Source organism: Streptomyces noursei (genome assembly GCF_001646665.1).
Classification (GTDB): domain Bacteria; phylum Actinomycetota; class Actinomycetes; order Streptomycetales; family Streptomycetaceae; genus Streptomyces; species Streptomyces lavendulocolor.
This window is the reverse complement of record NZ_LWBU01000377.1, coordinates 17727-33473: the sequence shown is the minus strand read 5'-3', so window position 1 is coordinate 33473 and position 15747 is coordinate 17727. Positions and strand designations below refer to the sequence as shown.

15 protein-coding genes and 1 pseudogene are annotated in these 15747 nt (G+C 71.9%); 10 read left to right on the top strand and 6 right to left on the bottom strand.

The annotated features are described in order from the left end of the window. Positions 1-175: 175 nt before the first annotated feature. The 5 genes from A4V12_RS29825 to A4V12_RS29805 all read left to right on the top strand — a co-directional run bounded on the left by A4V12_RS29825 (position 176) and on the right by A4V12_RS29805 (position 7329). Positions 176-1819 carry a S1 family peptidase gene (locus A4V12_RS29825; protein ID WP_064072579.1) on the top strand — a complete coding sequence of 548 codons (1644 nt, stop codon included), beginning with the start codon at positions 176-178 and terminating at the stop codon, positions 1817-1819. 143 nt (positions 1820-1962) lie between these two features. Then, entirely contained in the window at positions 1963-4410 is a 2448-nt protein-coding gene (locus A4V12_RS39600) for a trypsin-like serine protease (RefSeq protein ID WP_079137458.1), read from the top strand. Positions 4411-4604: 194 nt separating this feature from the next. Next, complete coding sequence (locus A4V12_RS29815; RefSeq protein ID WP_064072577.1) at positions 4605-5315, top strand: hypothetical protein; 711 nt, start codon at positions 4605-4607, stop codon at positions 5313-5315. A gap of 266 nt (positions 5316-5581) precedes the next feature. Further along, on the top strand, positions 5582-6097 hold the full coding sequence (locus tag A4V12_RS29810; protein ID WP_064072583.1) for a hypothetical protein: 516 nt from the start codon (positions 5582-5584) through the stop codon (positions 6095-6097). Then, positions 6097-7329, top strand: coding sequence for a DUF6545 domain-containing protein (locus tag A4V12_RS29805; RefSeq protein WP_064072576.1), 1233 nt, complete (start codon positions 6097-6099; stop codon positions 7327-7329). Before A4V12_RS29810 ends, A4V12_RS29805 begins: the two co-directional genes overlap by 1 nt. 16 nt (positions 7330-7345) lie before the next feature. Here the strand turns inward: A4V12_RS29805 and A4V12_RS29800 are convergent. Continuing rightward, positions 7346-7705: pseudogene (locus A4V12_RS29800) on the bottom strand (GNAT family N-acetyltransferase); the annotation flags it as partial. Positions 7706-8228: 523 nt separating this feature from the next. Beyond that, positions 8229-9140, bottom strand: coding sequence for a Ku protein (locus tag A4V12_RS29795; protein WP_064072575.1), 912 nt, complete (start codon positions 9138-9140; stop codon positions 8229-8231). 577 nt (positions 9141-9717) lie between these two features. Between A4V12_RS29795 and A4V12_RS29790 the strand changes: the two genes are divergently transcribed. Continuing rightward, positions 9718-9993: a hypothetical protein gene (locus A4V12_RS29790; protein WP_064072574.1), complete on the top strand. Its 276-nt coding sequence runs from the start codon at positions 9718-9720 to the stop codon at positions 9991-9993. Here A4V12_RS29790 and A4V12_RS37755 read toward each other — a convergent pair. Both A4V12_RS37755 and A4V12_RS39595 read right to left on the bottom strand, forming a co-directional pair. Next, the gene (locus A4V12_RS37755) at positions 9990-10550 is read right to left on the bottom strand and encodes a hypothetical protein (RefSeq protein WP_159028955.1); all 561 of its coding nucleotides are present in this window, start codon (positions 10548-10550) and stop codon (positions 9990-9992) included. The genes A4V12_RS29790 and A4V12_RS37755 overlap by 4 nt on opposite strands. A 463-nt stretch (positions 10551-11013) precedes the next feature. Beyond that, the gene (locus tag A4V12_RS39595; protein WP_267893242.1) at positions 11014-11142 is read right to left on the bottom strand and encodes a hypothetical protein; all 129 of its coding nucleotides are present in this window, start codon (positions 11140-11142) and stop codon (positions 11014-11016) included. 29 nt (positions 11143-11171) lie between these two features. Between A4V12_RS39595 and tap the strand changes: the two genes are divergently transcribed. Together tap and tpg are read left to right on the top strand one after the other, a co-directional pair. Continuing rightward, positions 11172-13433 carry a telomere-associated protein Tap gene (gene tap / locus A4V12_RS29780; RefSeq protein WP_064072572.1) on the top strand — a complete coding sequence of 754 codons (2262 nt, stop codon included), beginning with the start codon at positions 11172-11174 and terminating at the stop codon, positions 13431-13433. Between the two features lie 12 nt (positions 13434-13445). Next, entirely contained in the window at positions 13446-14003 is a 558-nt protein-coding gene (tpg, locus tag A4V12_RS29775) for a telomere-protecting terminal protein Tpg (protein WP_064072571.1), read from the top strand. 73 nt (positions 14004-14076) lie between these two features. Here tpg and A4V12_RS29770 read toward each other — a convergent pair whose 3' ends face one another. Together A4V12_RS29770 and A4V12_RS29765 are read right to left on the bottom strand one after the other, a co-directional pair. Further along, positions 14077-14331 (bottom strand): hypothetical protein, encoded by a 255-nt coding sequence (locus A4V12_RS29770; RefSeq protein ID WP_064072570.1) that lies wholly within the window; start codon positions 14329-14331, stop codon positions 14077-14079. Further along, entirely contained in the window at positions 14300-14605 is a 306-nt protein-coding gene (locus A4V12_RS29765) for a hypothetical protein (RefSeq protein ID WP_064072569.1), read from the bottom strand. The genes A4V12_RS29770 and A4V12_RS29765 overlap by 32 nt, the downstream gene beginning before the upstream one ends. Positions 14606-14681: 76 nt before the next feature. Between A4V12_RS29765 and A4V12_RS29760 the strand changes: the two genes are divergently transcribed. After that, positions 14682-15074 carry a hypothetical protein gene (locus tag A4V12_RS29760; protein WP_064072568.1) on the top strand — a complete coding sequence of 131 codons (393 nt, stop codon included), beginning with the start codon at positions 14682-14684 and terminating at the stop codon, positions 15072-15074. A 298-nt stretch (positions 15075-15372) separates the two neighbouring features. Further along, positions 15373-15675 (top strand): cellulose binding domain-containing protein, encoded by a 303-nt coding sequence (locus A4V12_RS35750; RefSeq protein WP_350498028.1) that lies wholly within the window; start codon positions 15373-15375, stop codon positions 15673-15675. The last annotated feature ends 72 nt before the right edge of the window (positions 15676-15747 follow it).

The following is a 15747-nucleotide window of genomic DNA, read 5'->3' as shown; positions in this document are numbered from 1 at the left end:
TCGTCGCAGCCAAGTAACCCCCGTTCCACGGGCCGGCCGTCGACATCGCGCGGGACGGCCTCGATCGAGCACCTTCGAGGCCCGCGCCGGATTCCGGCCGCCCTCGGGCCACACGCGCCGCCGTCGCCCTCCGACGCGCCTGCGCACCGACCCCCGATTCGCAAGGAAGTTCCTCATGCATGCCCTCCGTCCGCGCACCGCGCAGATGACCTGCCTGCTCGCCACGGCCACCGCGCTCGCCGCGGGGCTGGTGTCGGCCGGACCCGCCGTGGCCCTCCACGGCCCCGAGGCCCCGGCCGACCAGCACGCGTACACCGTGAAGCTGAACATCGGCGACGAGACGAACAGCCGTGGCTGCACGGGCACGCTCGTCGACGCCTCTTGGGTCCTGACCGCCGCGAGCTGCTTCGGCGCCACGCCGGGCGCCGAGGTCCCGGCCGGGAAGCCGGCCCTCAAGACGGTCGTCACCCTCGGCGACGCGAGGACCGTCGAGGTCAGCGAGCTCGCCCCGCGCACCGACCGCGATGTGGTCCTGGCCCGCCTGACTACCCCCGCGACCGGCATCGCGGGCGTCAAGCGCGCCACCGCCGCCCCCGCGGCCGGGGCCGAGCTGACGGCGGCGGGGTTCGGGCGGACGAAGACGGAGTGGGCCCCGGAGAAGCTCCACACCGGCGCCTTCACCACCGATTCCAGCACCTCCACCACCCTGGCCGTCACCGGCAAGGGCACCGACGTCCTGTGCAAGGGCGACACCGGCGGCCCGCTCCTCAACGCCGCCGGCGAACTCGTCGGCGTCAACTCCCGCTCCTGGCAGGGCGGCTGCCTCGAAGTCCCCGCCACGGAGACCCGTACGGGCGCCGTCTCCGCCCGCACGGACGACCTGGGCGAGTGGATCGACGAGCACCGTTCGCGGACCTCCGGCTGGAAGACGGCCACCGCCGTGCAGTCCGGTAACAGCGTCTACCAGGGCATCCGGCTGCCCGACGGTTCCTGGACCGGGTTCACCGACATCCAGACCAAGGCCGGGAACCTCGGCGGCATCCGCTCCTCCGCCGTCGTCGGCATGAACGGCGACACCCACGTCCTGGCCATCAGCGGCAGCGGCGACCTGTTCCACACCATCCGCAAGGAGGACGGTACGTGGGGCTCGTTCGGCCACGTCTTCGGGGAGACCGGCGCCCTGGCCGACCTCACCCAGGTGACCGCCGTCAACATCGGCTACGACCTCCACGTCGTCGCCGTCGCCGGTGGCAAGGTCTTCCACACCGTCCGCAACGCCGCCGGCCACTGGACCCCCTTCGGTGACGTCGCGGGTGTCGTCGGACCGATCGGCAACGTCACGACCGCGGCCGTGACCAGCACGGGAGGCCAGCTCCAGGTCGCCGCCGTCAGCGGCGGCAAGGCCTACCACACCGTCCGCAACACCACCGGCCACTGGACCGGATGGGGTGACGTCGCCGGCGCGCTCGGCTCCACCGGCCCCATCAGCGGGATCACCCTGGCCGGCACCGGAAACGACGCCCAGATCGTCCTCGCCACCGACAACGGCGCCCACCAGTACCACGCCATCCGCTACGCCGACGGCTCCTGGTCGCCCCTCGGTGACCTGAAGCCCATCCTCGGCACCGTCACCGCCGAGTCCGTGGCCGCGGCCTCCGTCAACGGCGAGTTCCAGCTGGCCGTCACCACGGCCGATGACAAGGCGCTGCACACCATCCGGCACGCCAACCGCACCTGGGACACCCCCGTCACGGTCCCCCTCCAGGGCCTGCCGGCCGCCCCGGGCAGCCTCGCCGTCACCGCCACCTGGACCCCGTGACGGCAGGGCGGGCGGCTTGACCGCCCGCCACGCCTCACCTCCGGGTGATCCCCCGTCACGCGCGTTGCCGGGTGTCCGCGCGGCCCTCGGGCCCGGCGGACACCGGCGCGCCGCCGCGGAGCGCCCTTCACGAAGGAAATCCCATGTCTGAGTCCCGTCCCCGTTCGGTGCGCATGACCTGCCTGCTCGTCACCGCCACGGCGGTCGCCGCGAGCCTGGTCTCGGCCGGCTCCGCCCGGGCCCTCGCGGGCCCCGGAGCCGGTGCCGGCACGTATGCCTACGCCGCGAGGCTGACCGTCGGCGACGAGGCCGACAGCCGTGCCTGCACCGCCACGCTGGTGAGCGCCCGCTGGGTCCTGACCGCCGCGTCCTGCCTGGCCGCCGCGCCCGGTGAGACCGTCAAGGCCGGGAAGCCCGCCGCGCGGACCACGGCCACTTTCGCCGGGGGCCAGACCCGCCGGATCGTGGAGGTCTCCGCGAGCGCCGCCGACCGCGATCTGGTCCTGGCCCGTCTGGCCTCCCCCGTCACCGACATCGCCCCTGTCAAGCGTGCCACCGGCGCTCCGGCGATCGGGGCCGAGTTGACAGCCGCGGGGTTCGGGCGGACGAAGACCGAGTGGGCCCCGGAGAAGCTCCACACCGGCACCTTCACCACCGATTCCAGCACCTCCACCACCCTGGCCGTCACCGGCAAGGGCACCGACGTCCTGTGCAAGGGCGACACCGGCGGCCCCCTGCTCGACACCGCCGGCGAACTCGTCGCCATCAGCTCCCGCTCCTGGCAGGGCGGCTGCCTGGGCGAGACGGAGACCCGTACGGGAGCCGTCTCCGCCCGCACCGACAACGTCGGCCAGTGGATCGACCAGGTCGTCGCCCCGCGCAACGGCGGTCAGGTCGCCCTGCTCGCCGGGGGCGGCGGGACGATGTGGTCCCAGTCCGGGGACCTCGGCTACGGCGAGTTCGGGTCGTCCTGGGGGAAGGTGGACGGCCTTGACGTCTCCCGGGTGAGCACGGTCCGCCACGGCGACGTGATCCGCGCGTACGCCATCGCCGGCGGCCGGGTCTACGGCCAGGACTTCGAGACCGGTACCGGCAGGTGGTCGGGGTGGGGCGAGGTCCCGGGCGGCGCCGCGGGCGCCAAGGACGTCACCGCCGCGCTCGTCGGCGACACCGTCCACGTACTGATCGTCGGCTCGGAGGGCAATCTGTACGCCCAGGCCGCCGACTACCGGACCGGACGCTGGAACGACACCTGGGCCGCCGTCGGGGCCACCGGGCTCTCCCACATCACCAGCGCCGTCTCCGGCGCGACGGTCCGGGTCCAGGGCATCGGGGGCGGCGAGGTCTACGGCCGCGACTTCGACACCCGGACCGGCAAGTGGACCGCGTGGGGCGCCGTCCCGGGCGGCGCCGGCGGAGCCGTGGACATCGCTTCCAGCACCATCGGCAACAACGTCCACGTGCAGATCATCGGCTCCGACGGCGCCATCTGGACCCAGTTCGGCGACTACGACGCCGGCCGCTGGAACGAGACGTGGCGCAAGGCCGGCGGCTCCGGCCTCACCCGCATCACCAGCGTCCCGTCCGGGGACTCCGTCGAGCTCTACGCCGTCGGCGCCGACGGAAGGATCACCAACGCGGCGCTGAACACGGCGACCGACGAGTGGAGCGCGTTCGAGGAGCTCCAGGGCAGCCTCTCCGGCGCCGCGGACGTGAGCGCAGCCGTCTCCGTCGCGCCTTCGGCGGTGACGCTGGGCGCGGCCGCGAGCAGCACGATGTTCGCCCAGAGCGGCAACCTGGCCACCGGAGCCTTCGGCGCCCGGTGGAACGACATCGGCGGCGCGCCGATCACCTCGCTCACCGGCGTCGCCCACGGCGCCATCGTCCGCTACGTCGGTGTCGCGGGCGGCAAGGTCTACGACCGTGAGTACGACCCGCGGACCGGCACCTGGGCCGACTGGTACGAGATCCCCGGCGGCGCGGGCGGCGTCAAGGACGTGTCCGCCAGCATGATCGACAACGTCCTGTACGTACAGATCATCGGCTCCGGTGGCGACCTCCACACCCAGGTCGGCAACTACAACACCGGGCGCTGGAACGACACCTGGACCCCGGTGAGCGGTGTCACCGGCCTGACCCGGCTCACCAGTGTGAAGGCGGGCCGGTTCGTCCGCCTCTACGGGATCGCGGGCGGCAAGGCCTACGGGCGCGACTTCGACACCCGCAACGGCACCTGGACCGTCTGGGGCGAGATCCCCGGCTCCCTCACCGGCGCCAAGGACATCGCGGCCGCCCGCGTCGGGGAGACCGTCCAGGTCCAGGCCGTCGGCTCCGACGGAGCCTTGTACAACCAGAGCGCCGACTACCTCGCCGGGATGTGGAAGCCGTCCTGGAGCAGGATCGGCGGCAGCGGTCTGACCCGTATCACCAGCGCCTCCGCCGCCGGCAACGTCCACGTCTACGCCACCGGAAGCGAAGCCAAGGTCCGGAACATCACCCTCGACACCACGACGGGCGGATGGGCTTCGTGGCACGAGGTCCCGGGCACCCTCACCGGCCCTGTCGACCTCACCGCCGTCACGGTCCGGTAGCACCTCGCACCGGCGAGCCCCGCCCCGCATCAGGGTTCCGTCCCGATGAGGGGCGGGGCTCGCCGCGTTGAGCCCGGCCGCGGAGAGCCCCGATTTCCGTCATCCGTGGTTGATGACGCCCAGCTGAAGTCGTTAATGTTTGACGTTCAAGTACGCCATCGGCGAGGAGTCGGCCAGTGAGTCGGGAAGCAGGAATGAGCGAGAGGTCCACCGCGGACCCCGCCGGGACGGCTCGCCGCATCACCTCGCTGCTCCAACGTGCCGGGCTCGACCCCGAGGACGTGCTCCGCGTCGAGGGCGAGGGCGGGCTCGCCTACGCCTCGGGGCTCGCCGAGGAAGACGTCCGCAGACTGCTCCGCGGCGAGCCGCCGCAGAGCGGCGGCGGCGCGGACCCGGTCGAGGAGCGCCACAGCCGCGTGGTGGCCCGGATCGTCTTCCTGCGCCGCACCCGGCTCCGGAGCTCGCCCGACGGGCAGCGGCGCACGTACTCGCTGGCGGAGATCGCGGCGGGCGCGGGGACGAGCGCCCAGTGGCTCGACAAGATGATCAAGACGGGTAAGGCGCCCAACCTCGATCACGCGGCCGGCATCGCGCGCTTCTTCGGCGAGAGCATCGAGTTCCTGGTCGCTCCCCCCGCCGAGGCGCTCGACCGGGTGCTCCAGCTGATCCACAAGGACCTGCTGGAGCGCACCGTCGCCCGCCAGGACGAGGACATCCAGCGACTCAGGGACTCCGGCCCCTCCGGATCCCCTGGTGCCGATCTCGGCGTCGTCGGCTACGCCGCGCGTGCGCTCGCCGACGTGCCGGACGACACCGCGCAGCCCATCATCGCCCTCATCGAGTCCATCGCCCGCCGCTCGCGCGAGGAGCGCGCGCGGGAGGGACGCGCGGACGACGCCCGCTAGCCGGGCGCCCGACCGGCTTCCCGCACCGGGAAAACACCCTCTGGCCAGGTACGATGGGCAGCGGCCGCAGTTGCCTGCGCGGACGCGAGTGGATACTGTCGCGGACGGGTGAGCGTCGGTCTCCAGGGCCGGCCTCTCTTGGGCGGGCAGCGGTGGCGACTGACCAAGTGCCGCACACGCGTTCAAGGACTCAAGGGACTGTGTACCGGCGGGGGATGCGTCCGGGTGGGGGAGACATGTGGGACGCGCTGGCCGTATCCCGTGCGATGAAGCGCCATCGGGACGAACTGTTCGCCGGAACGGCGCGCCCGGTCGGGCAGGAACCGCACGCGTTGCTGAAGGCGATCTGCGACTACGTGAGCAAGAGCGGCGGGTGTGAAGTCCGGCTGATGCTGGAGCCGTTCCCGCCCGACACGGTCAGTGGGCTCTGGCTCGACCTGGGCGACCACGAAGTGATCGCGGTGGAGAAGAACACCCTGCCGTTCCATCAGATGGTGATACTCGGGCACGAGTTGTGGCACCGCAAGGAGGGCCGGTGCGGGCAGCCCGGCAGCCCCGCCGGCGGAGCGGCGGCCGCGCGGATGCTCGGGGACCGTTGGGACCTGGAGGAAGCCCTGGCCCACGTGGCGGCGCGCACCGACCACAGCGTTGCCGAGGAACGGCGCGCGGAGAAGTTCGGCCGTCTGCTGGCGGCGAGGTTCCGCCCCTTCCTGCTCGGCGCGCACGACGGAACGCCCCCGGGCGACGTGGCAGGGCGCATCTGGGCCTCCCTGGCCGGCTGATGGCGCCGGACGGAATCGACTACTACGTTCCCGCGGCCGTGCTGGGCGCCGCCGTGCTGGCGAGGCTGCCCGGCCTCGTGCGCGGCCGGCGCAGCCCCACGGTCCGGACGGTGAACAGCCTGCTGTTCCTGCCCTGCCTGGGCTTCATCCTGTCCGCCCCGCCCACCGTGACCGTCGTCAACCGGTTCACCGGCGTCAGCAACCTGTCGGCCCTCCTCGTCCACTGCCTCATGACCGCCTACGCGTGCGCGAGCCTGGTGCTGCTGAACTACTGGAAGGGGAAGCCGGAGGACTGTGCCCGTGCGCGTCGACGCGCACGGGCGTGGTGGACCGGCTGCTGCGCCGTGATCGTGGCCCTGACGGTGCTCTTCGCCCTGGGGGACGTCCCGGTGGAGCAGCCGCGGAACTTCGACACGTACTACGCCACCACCCCGTACATCAGCGGAATGCTCGTGCTCTACCTGCTCGCGTACGTCATCGCCGGCGTGGCCATGGCCCTCGTGTGCGGGAACTGGATGCTCGACATCGGCAGAAGGGCGGCGGACGGGACCAGGACGGCGGTCGACCGGTTCCTGTGGGTCGGGCTGCTGGTCCTCGTGCTCGGCTCCGTGGGCAACATCGTCTTCAGCTCGGTCAAATTGACCGCCATCGCCGCCCGTTGGGCGGGCCGGGACTGGGACGCGCTGAACGAGAGCCTGTCACCCTTCATGGCGGTGTGCGGGATGGTGATCGGCTTCGGGCTCCTGGTGCCGGTCTACGGCCCCGGCCTCGTCGACCGCGTGGTGCGCCCCCTGCTCGACCTCCACGCGCTGTGGCCCCTGTGGCGTCTGGCCCGCCGTTCCCGGCCCGCCGACAGGAGCAGGGAGTTCCCCTCCCCGCCCTGGTACGCCGGACCCGAGCAGGTGCTGCTCTACCGGATGACTGCCATCCACGACTGGATGCTCGACCTGTGCGCCTACTGCGCGGACGAGGTGCGTGAGCGGTCGTACCGGCGGGCGAAGGGGGCCGGGGCGCCGGAACGCGAAGCCGTGGCGGCCGGACTCGCGGCCATGTACGTCGCGGCAGCCGACGCCCGCGCCCGCGAGCCGGAACCACCGACGGAACGGTGCGCCCCCGCCGTGGTCGCCGTGTGCGCGGCGGAGCGGGAGGACCGTGACCTCTTGGTCTCGATCTCCCGCGCCCTTGCGGCGCGCCCCGCGGCCGAACGGTCGCTGTCCGCGGTCGGGGGCTGAGGGCGGTCGGGCGCCGTCAGATCAGCGGCTTAGCGAAGCAACGGCTGTTGGGGTAGTCGCGGTAGTGGCCGAACTTGGTGCAGGGTTCGTAGCCGCTGGAGGTGTAGAGGGCTATGGCCTCCGGCTGGGCCATTCCCGTTTCGAGCACCATGCGGGTGCGGCCGGCGGCGCGGGCGTCGGCTTCGAGGGTGGCGAGGATGCGGCGGGGCAGGCCCAGGCCGCGGGCATCGGCGATGACGTACATGCGCTTCAGTTCGGCGTCGCCGTCCGCGTAGCCGTGGTCGTTCTCGTTCTGCGTGCGCCAGCCGCCGGTGCCCACCGGGAAGCCGTCGGCGTCGTACGCGAGGAGGTAGAGGCCGTGCGGGGGGTCGAACATCCCGCCGTACACCTGCTGCGGTCTTCGTCATGCCGCCCATCCTTGCCCCTGCCTGTGACAGCGGGCGGTGCCCGGCCCTGTCGTGGGCGGAGCCGGAAACGATCTCCGTCGGTTTGGAAGCGATCTTCGTACGCCCTCGGAGTGCCTGGTCAGGCGTACTCGTGAACGCTCCTCGGGCGGGCAGCGCTGCGCCCGCCGACGTGGTGCGGGTGTCGGCGGGGCGCAGCGGGTGGTGCGTGCGGCCGGGCGGCCTGTCCGGTCCTCGCCCGGCCCCGTGCGGGACGGGGCGGGCGAGGGCCAGCGGTGAGTTACGCCTGGCGGCTCGGGTTGGCCGAGAACCGCGCTTGGGTGGCGTACTAGCGAGGGTGTTGGAACCACGACCGGATGGTCTGCAACTGCGACACACATTCACCCTTTCGGGTGTAGGGCGAGTACGGCCCGATTCGTGCGTCACATGCGGGGGCGACGCAATGACTCCTGTAAGACGGCGTCTTCTTCGGCGGAGGACACGGTTTTGTTGTGGTCAGCCGGCCTTGCGGGTCGTGCGGGCGGGGGTCTTCTTCTCGGTGGTCTTCTTGGCCGCGGTCTGCTTCGCGGCCGTCTTCATCGGCCGGGGCATCTCGTGGACGGTGGCGTGCTCACCGCTCTCTCCGCGGGTGGCCCGGGCCTGCTCCACGGAGGCGTTGAGCGCGGCCATCAGGTCGACGACCTCCCCGCCGGCCGCCTCAGGGGCGGCGCCGACCGGCTGCGGCTCGCGGTGCTCGGTCTTGGCGCTGATCAGCTCTTCCAGCGCGGTGCGGTACTCGTCGCGGAACTGCGTCAGGTCCTCGGTCGTCATGGCGTCGATGAGCGCGACCGCTCCGTCGACCTCCGAGTCGTCGATGTCGGTGGCCGGCGGGGCGACCGCGGCCGCGTCCCGGATCTCGTCCGGCCAGCGCATCGCGTGCAGGGCGATCACGTCTCCTTCCAGTACCTGAAGCAGACCCAGCCGCTCGCGGTTGTGCCACGCGAACTTCGCGATCGCCACCCGGGCGGAGCGGCCCAGGGCTTCACGCAGCAGCTTGTAGGGCTTTGCCGCCACCTGCCCGTCCGCGGCCAAGTAGTAGGAGTCACCGATGCGGATCGGGTCGATCGAGGAGGCGGGGACGAACGCGACGATCTCGATCGCCTTCGCGGTCGGCAGCGGCATCGCGTCCAGCTCGGCGTCCGTGATCGGGATGACCTTGTCCTTCGCGACCTCGTAGCCGCGGCCGATCTCGTCCTGGCTCAGCACGTTGTCGTCCAGGGTGCACACCTTCTGGTAGCGGATCCGGCCGCCGTCCTTCTCATGCACCTGGTGGAAGCTGATGTTGTGCGACTCGGTCGCAGGCAACACCTTGATCGGAATGGTCACCAGACCGAACGAAATCGCACCGGACCAGACGGGACGCGGCATTCCAGCACCTCCCAGGCTCCCCCCCTGGGGTGGACGACCAGCCTAAAACCGTGCAGGTCCCAAGGCACCCGGAACCCCGTACGTCGGAGCACGCGCCGCCCCCAGCGGAGCTGGGCCGGTGCAAGGAGGTGGCGCGCGGCCGCGGCAGGGTGCTGGATCGCTCCTCCGGGCGGCGCGGGTAGCCGGCGCTGAACCGGCCGCCTCGGCCAGCCGTCGGTTGGAGGATGGACATCGACGAGCAGCACGTCGGCGTCTCAATGGCGGCTGGGCGACACCTTCAGCCGGTCGGCTCGTTGACCGGTGGGTGCACGCGACGGGTCCAGAGCCGCCCTCGACCACCGGGGCCGCGCCTCACCCGCCTCCCTGGCTGGAAGATGCATGCCCCCATGGGACGGGGACGGGCATGCTGACCGTGGACGCGCACGCGCATGCCCGGACGGCAAGAAGAGGGGGATGCTGTGCAGTGCCCGAGATGCGGCGGGACGGCCCAGCAGGGCCCGGACGGTTCGTGGTCGTGTGCCCAGTGCGGGCCCGTCAGCGGTGCCGCTACCGCCCCGCCGCCACTATCCTGCGAGGAATGACGTCATCCCGCCGGCGCGAGCCGGCCTCCTGGGCCCCGGAACCCCTCGACGCCCCCGGGGAGGGGCCGAAGCCGGGCGGGAACGGGAACGAGCTGGAGATCACGCACACCGACTGCCGCGCGTGCGGCGCTGCGGTGTCCGGCCTCAACGGCCGGTACGCGTGCGGTGTGTGCGGATGGGTCAACGCCTGGTCGGAGGGGCACTCGGCGCTGCCGACGGCCGCCGACGACCCCGACGCCGCCGTACAAGACCAGCCCCGCGGCCAGGGCTAGACGATGAACTCATCGTCCTGGTCGTCCATCTCGTCGAGGTAGCCCCGCCGGGCCCGGCGCTGCGTTGTCACAGCCCAATCCCGATCAACGCGTTGTCCTTCTCGTCCCACTGGTCGACGATCTGCATGTAGCCGTCGAGGACCTTCGAGCCGTCGGCGTGCCCGGTGATGGCCGCGATGGCTTTTCTGTCCTTGCCTCGCCAGCTTGCTTCCCGTGGCCGTTCCTGAGCGTACCGAGTGGCCGGTGAAAGGTTCCTCGAATCCGGCGCGCAGCCCGGCCGCGGTGATGATGTCGCCGGCGCGCTGGGGGGTGAGGCCGTGCGGCTGGACGGCGCCTGTGTGGTGGATGCGGCGGAAGGCGTGCCGGTCGGGGTCGGTAATGCCGGCAGCATCCCGCCAGGCGTGCCAGGCCCTCACTGGGCAGGTCGCCGCGCTGCTGCCGTACGGAACGGGGACGGTGCGCGGTTCGGTCTTGGAGACGCGGACGCTGACGAGCAGGCCCTTGCCGTCAGCATCCTCGGTACGGCGCGCGGCGATGGCGAACCCGAGAAGCAGCATGGCGCGGTCGCGGAGCCCGAAGATGTCGGTGTCGCACTTTGCGACGATCAGATGTAGGGCGTTCCAGGCGTATGGCGGGTGCCTTTCCGCGGCGGCGCTCCGGCTCCTCTGCTTCCTGGGCCTTCTCGCGGCAATCCTTCAGTAGCTCGCCGGTGCCATAAGGCGACGACGACGCTTGCGAGCTTGCGGTCAAGGGGGGAGCAGGAGCGCTTCTGACGGTTCCACAGGTAGTCGACGAAGGCGCGCAGCGTGCCGCGGGTCGCGGCGGTGACCGAAACCTGCAGCTGGGCGCAGAAGGCTTCCCAGGTCCTCCAGTCCGAGGCGTAACAGCGGCGCGTGTTCGAGGGGCGCTGGTCCTGGGCGCGCTCGCCGGACGCCTCGTCCAGGGCAGGCAGGGCGCCCGCAGCTCGGGATCACACGCAGAAGGCAACCAGGCTGCGGGGGGACGGCGGGCAGACGGTCGTCACGGACCGGTCACCTCGGTCATCCAGCGCTTAGCGGCCGCGATCCGGCCTTCCGCCGACAGGACGGCTCCCGTCAGATTGTGCGTACGCGATAGGTGCGCCGTCAGTACGGGAAACGTACGTTTCATGGGTTAGGGTATGGCTCTGGAGGTGTTCCATGTCCGACTTGTTCGACGCGGTTGACGCTCTGCTTGCGTCCCGCGCCGTGCTGCCGCCGCCCGAGGAGCGCAGGCGTCTGCGCAGAGCCCACGGCCTGACGATCGACGAGGTGGCGACTGCGCTGAAGGTGCGCCGGGCCACGGTATCGGGCTGGGAGTCCGGCAAGACCGAGCCCCGCCCGCCCGAGCGCGACGCCTACGCCCGGCTGCTGGATAAGCTCGCGGAGCTCTACCCCGCCGCCCCGGCCGACACGGCAGAAGCGAGCGAGGACACGGTGGTGCCTGAGCCGTTCACCGGCCCGGCCACCCCCGCCGCGCTATCGCAGACGCTGTCCACAGGCTCGGCCTCCGAGGCTGCGCTGCCCATGAGTGCGAACGAGAGCCCCCAGACCGCCTCCGCCCCGGTCGCCGCTGCTCCGGCGGCTGCGTCGCGTCCGGCGCGCACTGCCAGGCCGTCGTCGACGTCGCGCCGTGCGGTCGGGCGGAAGGTGGCCCCGGCCGCGACTCCTGCGGGTGGCGCGGATCCGCGGTTCGAGAACGGGCCGTTGGCGGTCGTCGACGTCGTGGACGGGAAGGTGGTGGCGTACTGCACCGGTGGCCTGGTCCTGGACGTGCCCGCCAAGTCCCTCCCGGCCCTGGTGGAGTGGACCCTCACCGAGGGCAAGCTCGGCGCGCCGAAGCTGTCCGGCCCCGGCAAGGACGCTGACCCGCTGATCGTGCTCACCGGGGCCGCTCTGGAGCGCTACGGCCTGCCCGTCACGCTCACCGAGGAGGAGAAGCACGCCGGGCGGATCCCGGAGGGCCACAAGGTCATCAAGCAGCTTGCCCGCGCGGAGTGGAAGCTGACCAAGCGCGGGTTCGGCCCGTGGGCGCGGATCTACCGCCCCGCCACCGGCTCGGAGCGGGCCTGCGTGCAGCTGTGCATCCCGTCGTGGAATGCGCTCGACACCCGGCACTGGGGCGGGTCCGCGCAGCTGGCGCCGGCGGAGCTCGCCCGGGTGCTGGGTGTGTACGCGTCCCGGGTGATGACGCCTCGCGGCTCCACCGCCGTGACCGGCCTGGAGCTGATGACCGCCCTGCACCCGCCGACGCGCGCCTCCGAGCCGGACGCCGACGGCAAGCGGCACTCCGAGCACAACCCCGGCTCGCTGGGCAAGGACGCCATCGACCCGATGCACTTTCCGCCGTGCGAGGTCCCCGACGGCCATCCCGTTCTCAAGGACCTGCCCCGTTTCCACGTGCGCGGCCCGGCGGAGAAGCTGTTCGAGGAGGCGTACGACTGGGCGCGGCCGATGACCGATGCCGAGTGCACACTGCGGCACTTGGTCGGCATCGACGTGAACATGGCCTTCGCCGCGGGCGCGAACGGCCTGAACGTGGGCCTCGGCGAGGCGACGCGCGTCAAGGCCCCCGCGTTCGACCCGAAGCTGCCCGGCTCATGGCTGGTAGACCTCTCCCACGTCGACCTGTCCCGCGTGAAGGTCGCCAAGGACAAGTGGGTAGAGCTGGACGGCAGCCTGCTGCCGAGCCCGTTCACACCGATGGGCGAGCGCCCGGAGGGGCCGGCCTGGTACGCCACGCCGACCGTCGCCTACGCGGTGGAGCTGGGCTACGACGTCGCGCCGGTCGAGGCGTGGGTCCGGTACGACAACGGCCGCTACCTGGACGGCTGGTACAACCGGCTCCGGGACGCCTACCTCGCCACGATGGCCGACCTGGGCGTCGACGCCGACCTCGCCCCGGCCGACTTCCTCACCGCTATGGACGGCTACAAGGCCCGGGACCCGGAGCTGGCGATCGTCGTCTCGGCGATCAAGGCGACGGTCAAGGGGGGCCTGGGCAAACTGCGCGAGCGGCCGCGCGGCGAGAACTGGCGGCCCGGGCAGCCGTGGCGCGCCCTGTCCCGCCCGACGTGGCGGCCCGACATCCGCGCGGCGGTCATCTCCCGCACCCGTATCAACCTCCACCGCAAGATCGTCAAGCACGCCGCGTTCACTGGGCAGTACCCCATCGCGATCCTGTCCGACTGCGTCGTCTACGCCGCGAACGGGCCGTCGCCGCTGGACTTCCTGCCCTACCGGGACGGCAAGCCGCTGCCCGGCGGCTTCAAGCTCGGCATCAACCCCGGCCTGGTCAAGCACGAGGGCACCCAGGACGTCCTGTGGGGCGAGGAGGTCCGCGAGCGGTTCAACGCCCCGGAGCTGAACCTCGCCAGGTACATCAAGGACGGCACCGTCACCGACGTCGACAGCGGAGAGTAGGAGGGGGCGACGATGACCCTGTTCGGGGATGGTCTGGAGGCTGCGGTGCAGAAGGCGTTCACCCGCCCGGCGCCCAAGAGCGCGCCCGCGCAGATGCGCTATCTCGTCAGGCAGCTCAAGGGCACCAAGGCGGTCGCTCAGATGCTGCGGATCTCCCAGCGCACCGTCGAGCGGTACGTGAAGGACCAGATCAAAAAGCCCCGCCCGGACCTCGCCGCACGCCTGGAGCGCGAGGTCAAGGCCCGGTGGCAGCCGCAGATCAGGGCCAAGGCCCGGCAGAAGGCGGCCACCACGGGCGGTATCGTCATCGACACCCGCGCCCGCCTCGGCTACACCGCGCCGATCGGGTCGACGGACCAGGACCGCATCCGGCACCTGACCGTCGCCCTGCCCCCGCAGTACGCGGCCCGCCTCTTCGACGCCCAGGAGGCCGGAGCCAGCGACGCCCAGCTCCAGCAGATCGCGGCCGAAGCACTCAAGGAGGTCTACTTCCAGGACGGCGGCCGCCGCGCCGGCTCCCTGGAGGAGGTCCGCTTCACCGACGTGCAGCACCTCGAATTCGACCTTTAGTCCGGCTCCTCGTACCAAGCATCTCGCCCCCCGCATTGGAGCTACCGGGGGCCAGGCGTTTCGCCTCCTGCGGTCAGCAGGCCCGGCGGGCACGGCGGCGTTCCCGCCAGGTCGCCGGCGGCGCGGTGGCTGCCCGGGCGGCCCGGCCGAACGCCGCGAGCTTCTCCGCCAGGCGCGCGGCGTCCTCGATGTTCCCGGCGGCGGTCATCAGCTCCTCGATGGCGGTGACGAGGGCGGGGGCGGGGGCGGGACACCGCAGCAGCGGGGCGGCTGCGGCAGCGATCCGGGTGAAGGGCTCACGCAGTGCGGCGGCCGCCTGCTTGCTCACGATCCTCTCCTGCGCCAGCAGCTCCGCCCACGCAGGCGAGCCCGGCCAGCAGAACCGTCCTGCCTCGCTCGACTAGCGTCTCCCACAGCATCCGGTTGGCGGCGCCCGCCGCCCGCAGGTCCGACACCGCCACTATCAGTGCGTCGGCGTGCCCGCGCAGCGCCTCCCGTTCCTGGTCCTGACGGTTGTGGGCGCGGGGGGTCACCAACCACGTCAGAAGGGCGACGAGACCACCCGAAACGAGCGAGCCGAACGACTTGATCAACTTGTCCATCCGCGCACACGGGTACCGTGTCGCTCTACGGGGTGCCATAACGGATGTGACACCCCCCACCGGAGGTAGTCGGCGTATGAGTTCAAAGCGCAGCAAGAATCCAGCCCTGCCCGTACTTGACGACGCGTTCCGACTCGCGTCGGTCAAGGACGCCGAAGAGTCCACCCGTGACGTGGCGGCGCGGCTGGCCACCGCCGAGCTGCGCCGCGTTTCCCACCCGGGCCGGGTCACGTGGGAGCCCATTGATCAGGCCGAGCCCGTACCGGTCCCGCCGACTGTGGTCGACGGTGACGGGGACCTGTGGCTGCGGGACCGGGGCACTGGCGCCTGGACCATGCCCGAGTTCAACTCGAAGGAGTTCCCGGCCCGCTGTGGCGAGGTTCTGACGTGGAGCCAGCTTGCCCGCGAGTTCGGCCCGCTTACCGCACTGGCCGACGACCGCCGCATCGGCGGTGGCCGGCGTCGCTGACCGCGCAGCCTTCTGGGATGACCCGCCCCTGAAGCGCCGGCTACGGGGTAGCTGGGAACTCCAGCTCACCGCCGATCTCGACGATGGCAGCGAGCAGGTGAGCGTGGTGGTCGCGTGCGACGGCCTCGAGCAGTGTGGTGCGGGCCTGGCGCCACCCGATAGGGCCCGGCACGACCGTCCGGCAGGCGGTGCTTGTGGACGCCGCCGCGCACAGTGGGGAGCAGGGCCCGGCTGGCGCCGCCCGGGCCGTCGAGGTGTGGGCTCGCCTCCCGACTCGCCGTGAAACAGGCCCGCACCGATGGTGCGGGCGGCCTATGCGCTACGGACCGGCGCAGCGCCCCCCTGGACCGGCTGGGCGCTCGGCTGGACCTTCGGCCCGGGCCGGACGGCCGGTCAGATGTGGAACGCGAGCTTCGCCCAGAGGGGCACCGCCGTCACCGCGAAGAACGCCGGCTGGAACGGGACCGTCGCCCCCGGGGGCCTCCGCCTCCTTCGGCTTCACCGGAAGCTGGACCGACGCCAACCCCGCCCCCGACGCCTTCACCCTCGGAGGTGTGCCGTGCGCGCCGGGCTGACCGCCCCGCCCTCCGGCGGCCCCTGAACACGAAAAAGGGCCAGGGCACCGGTTCTTCCCACCGGTGCCCTGGCCTTTCCGTGGGGGAGGGGACCCCTC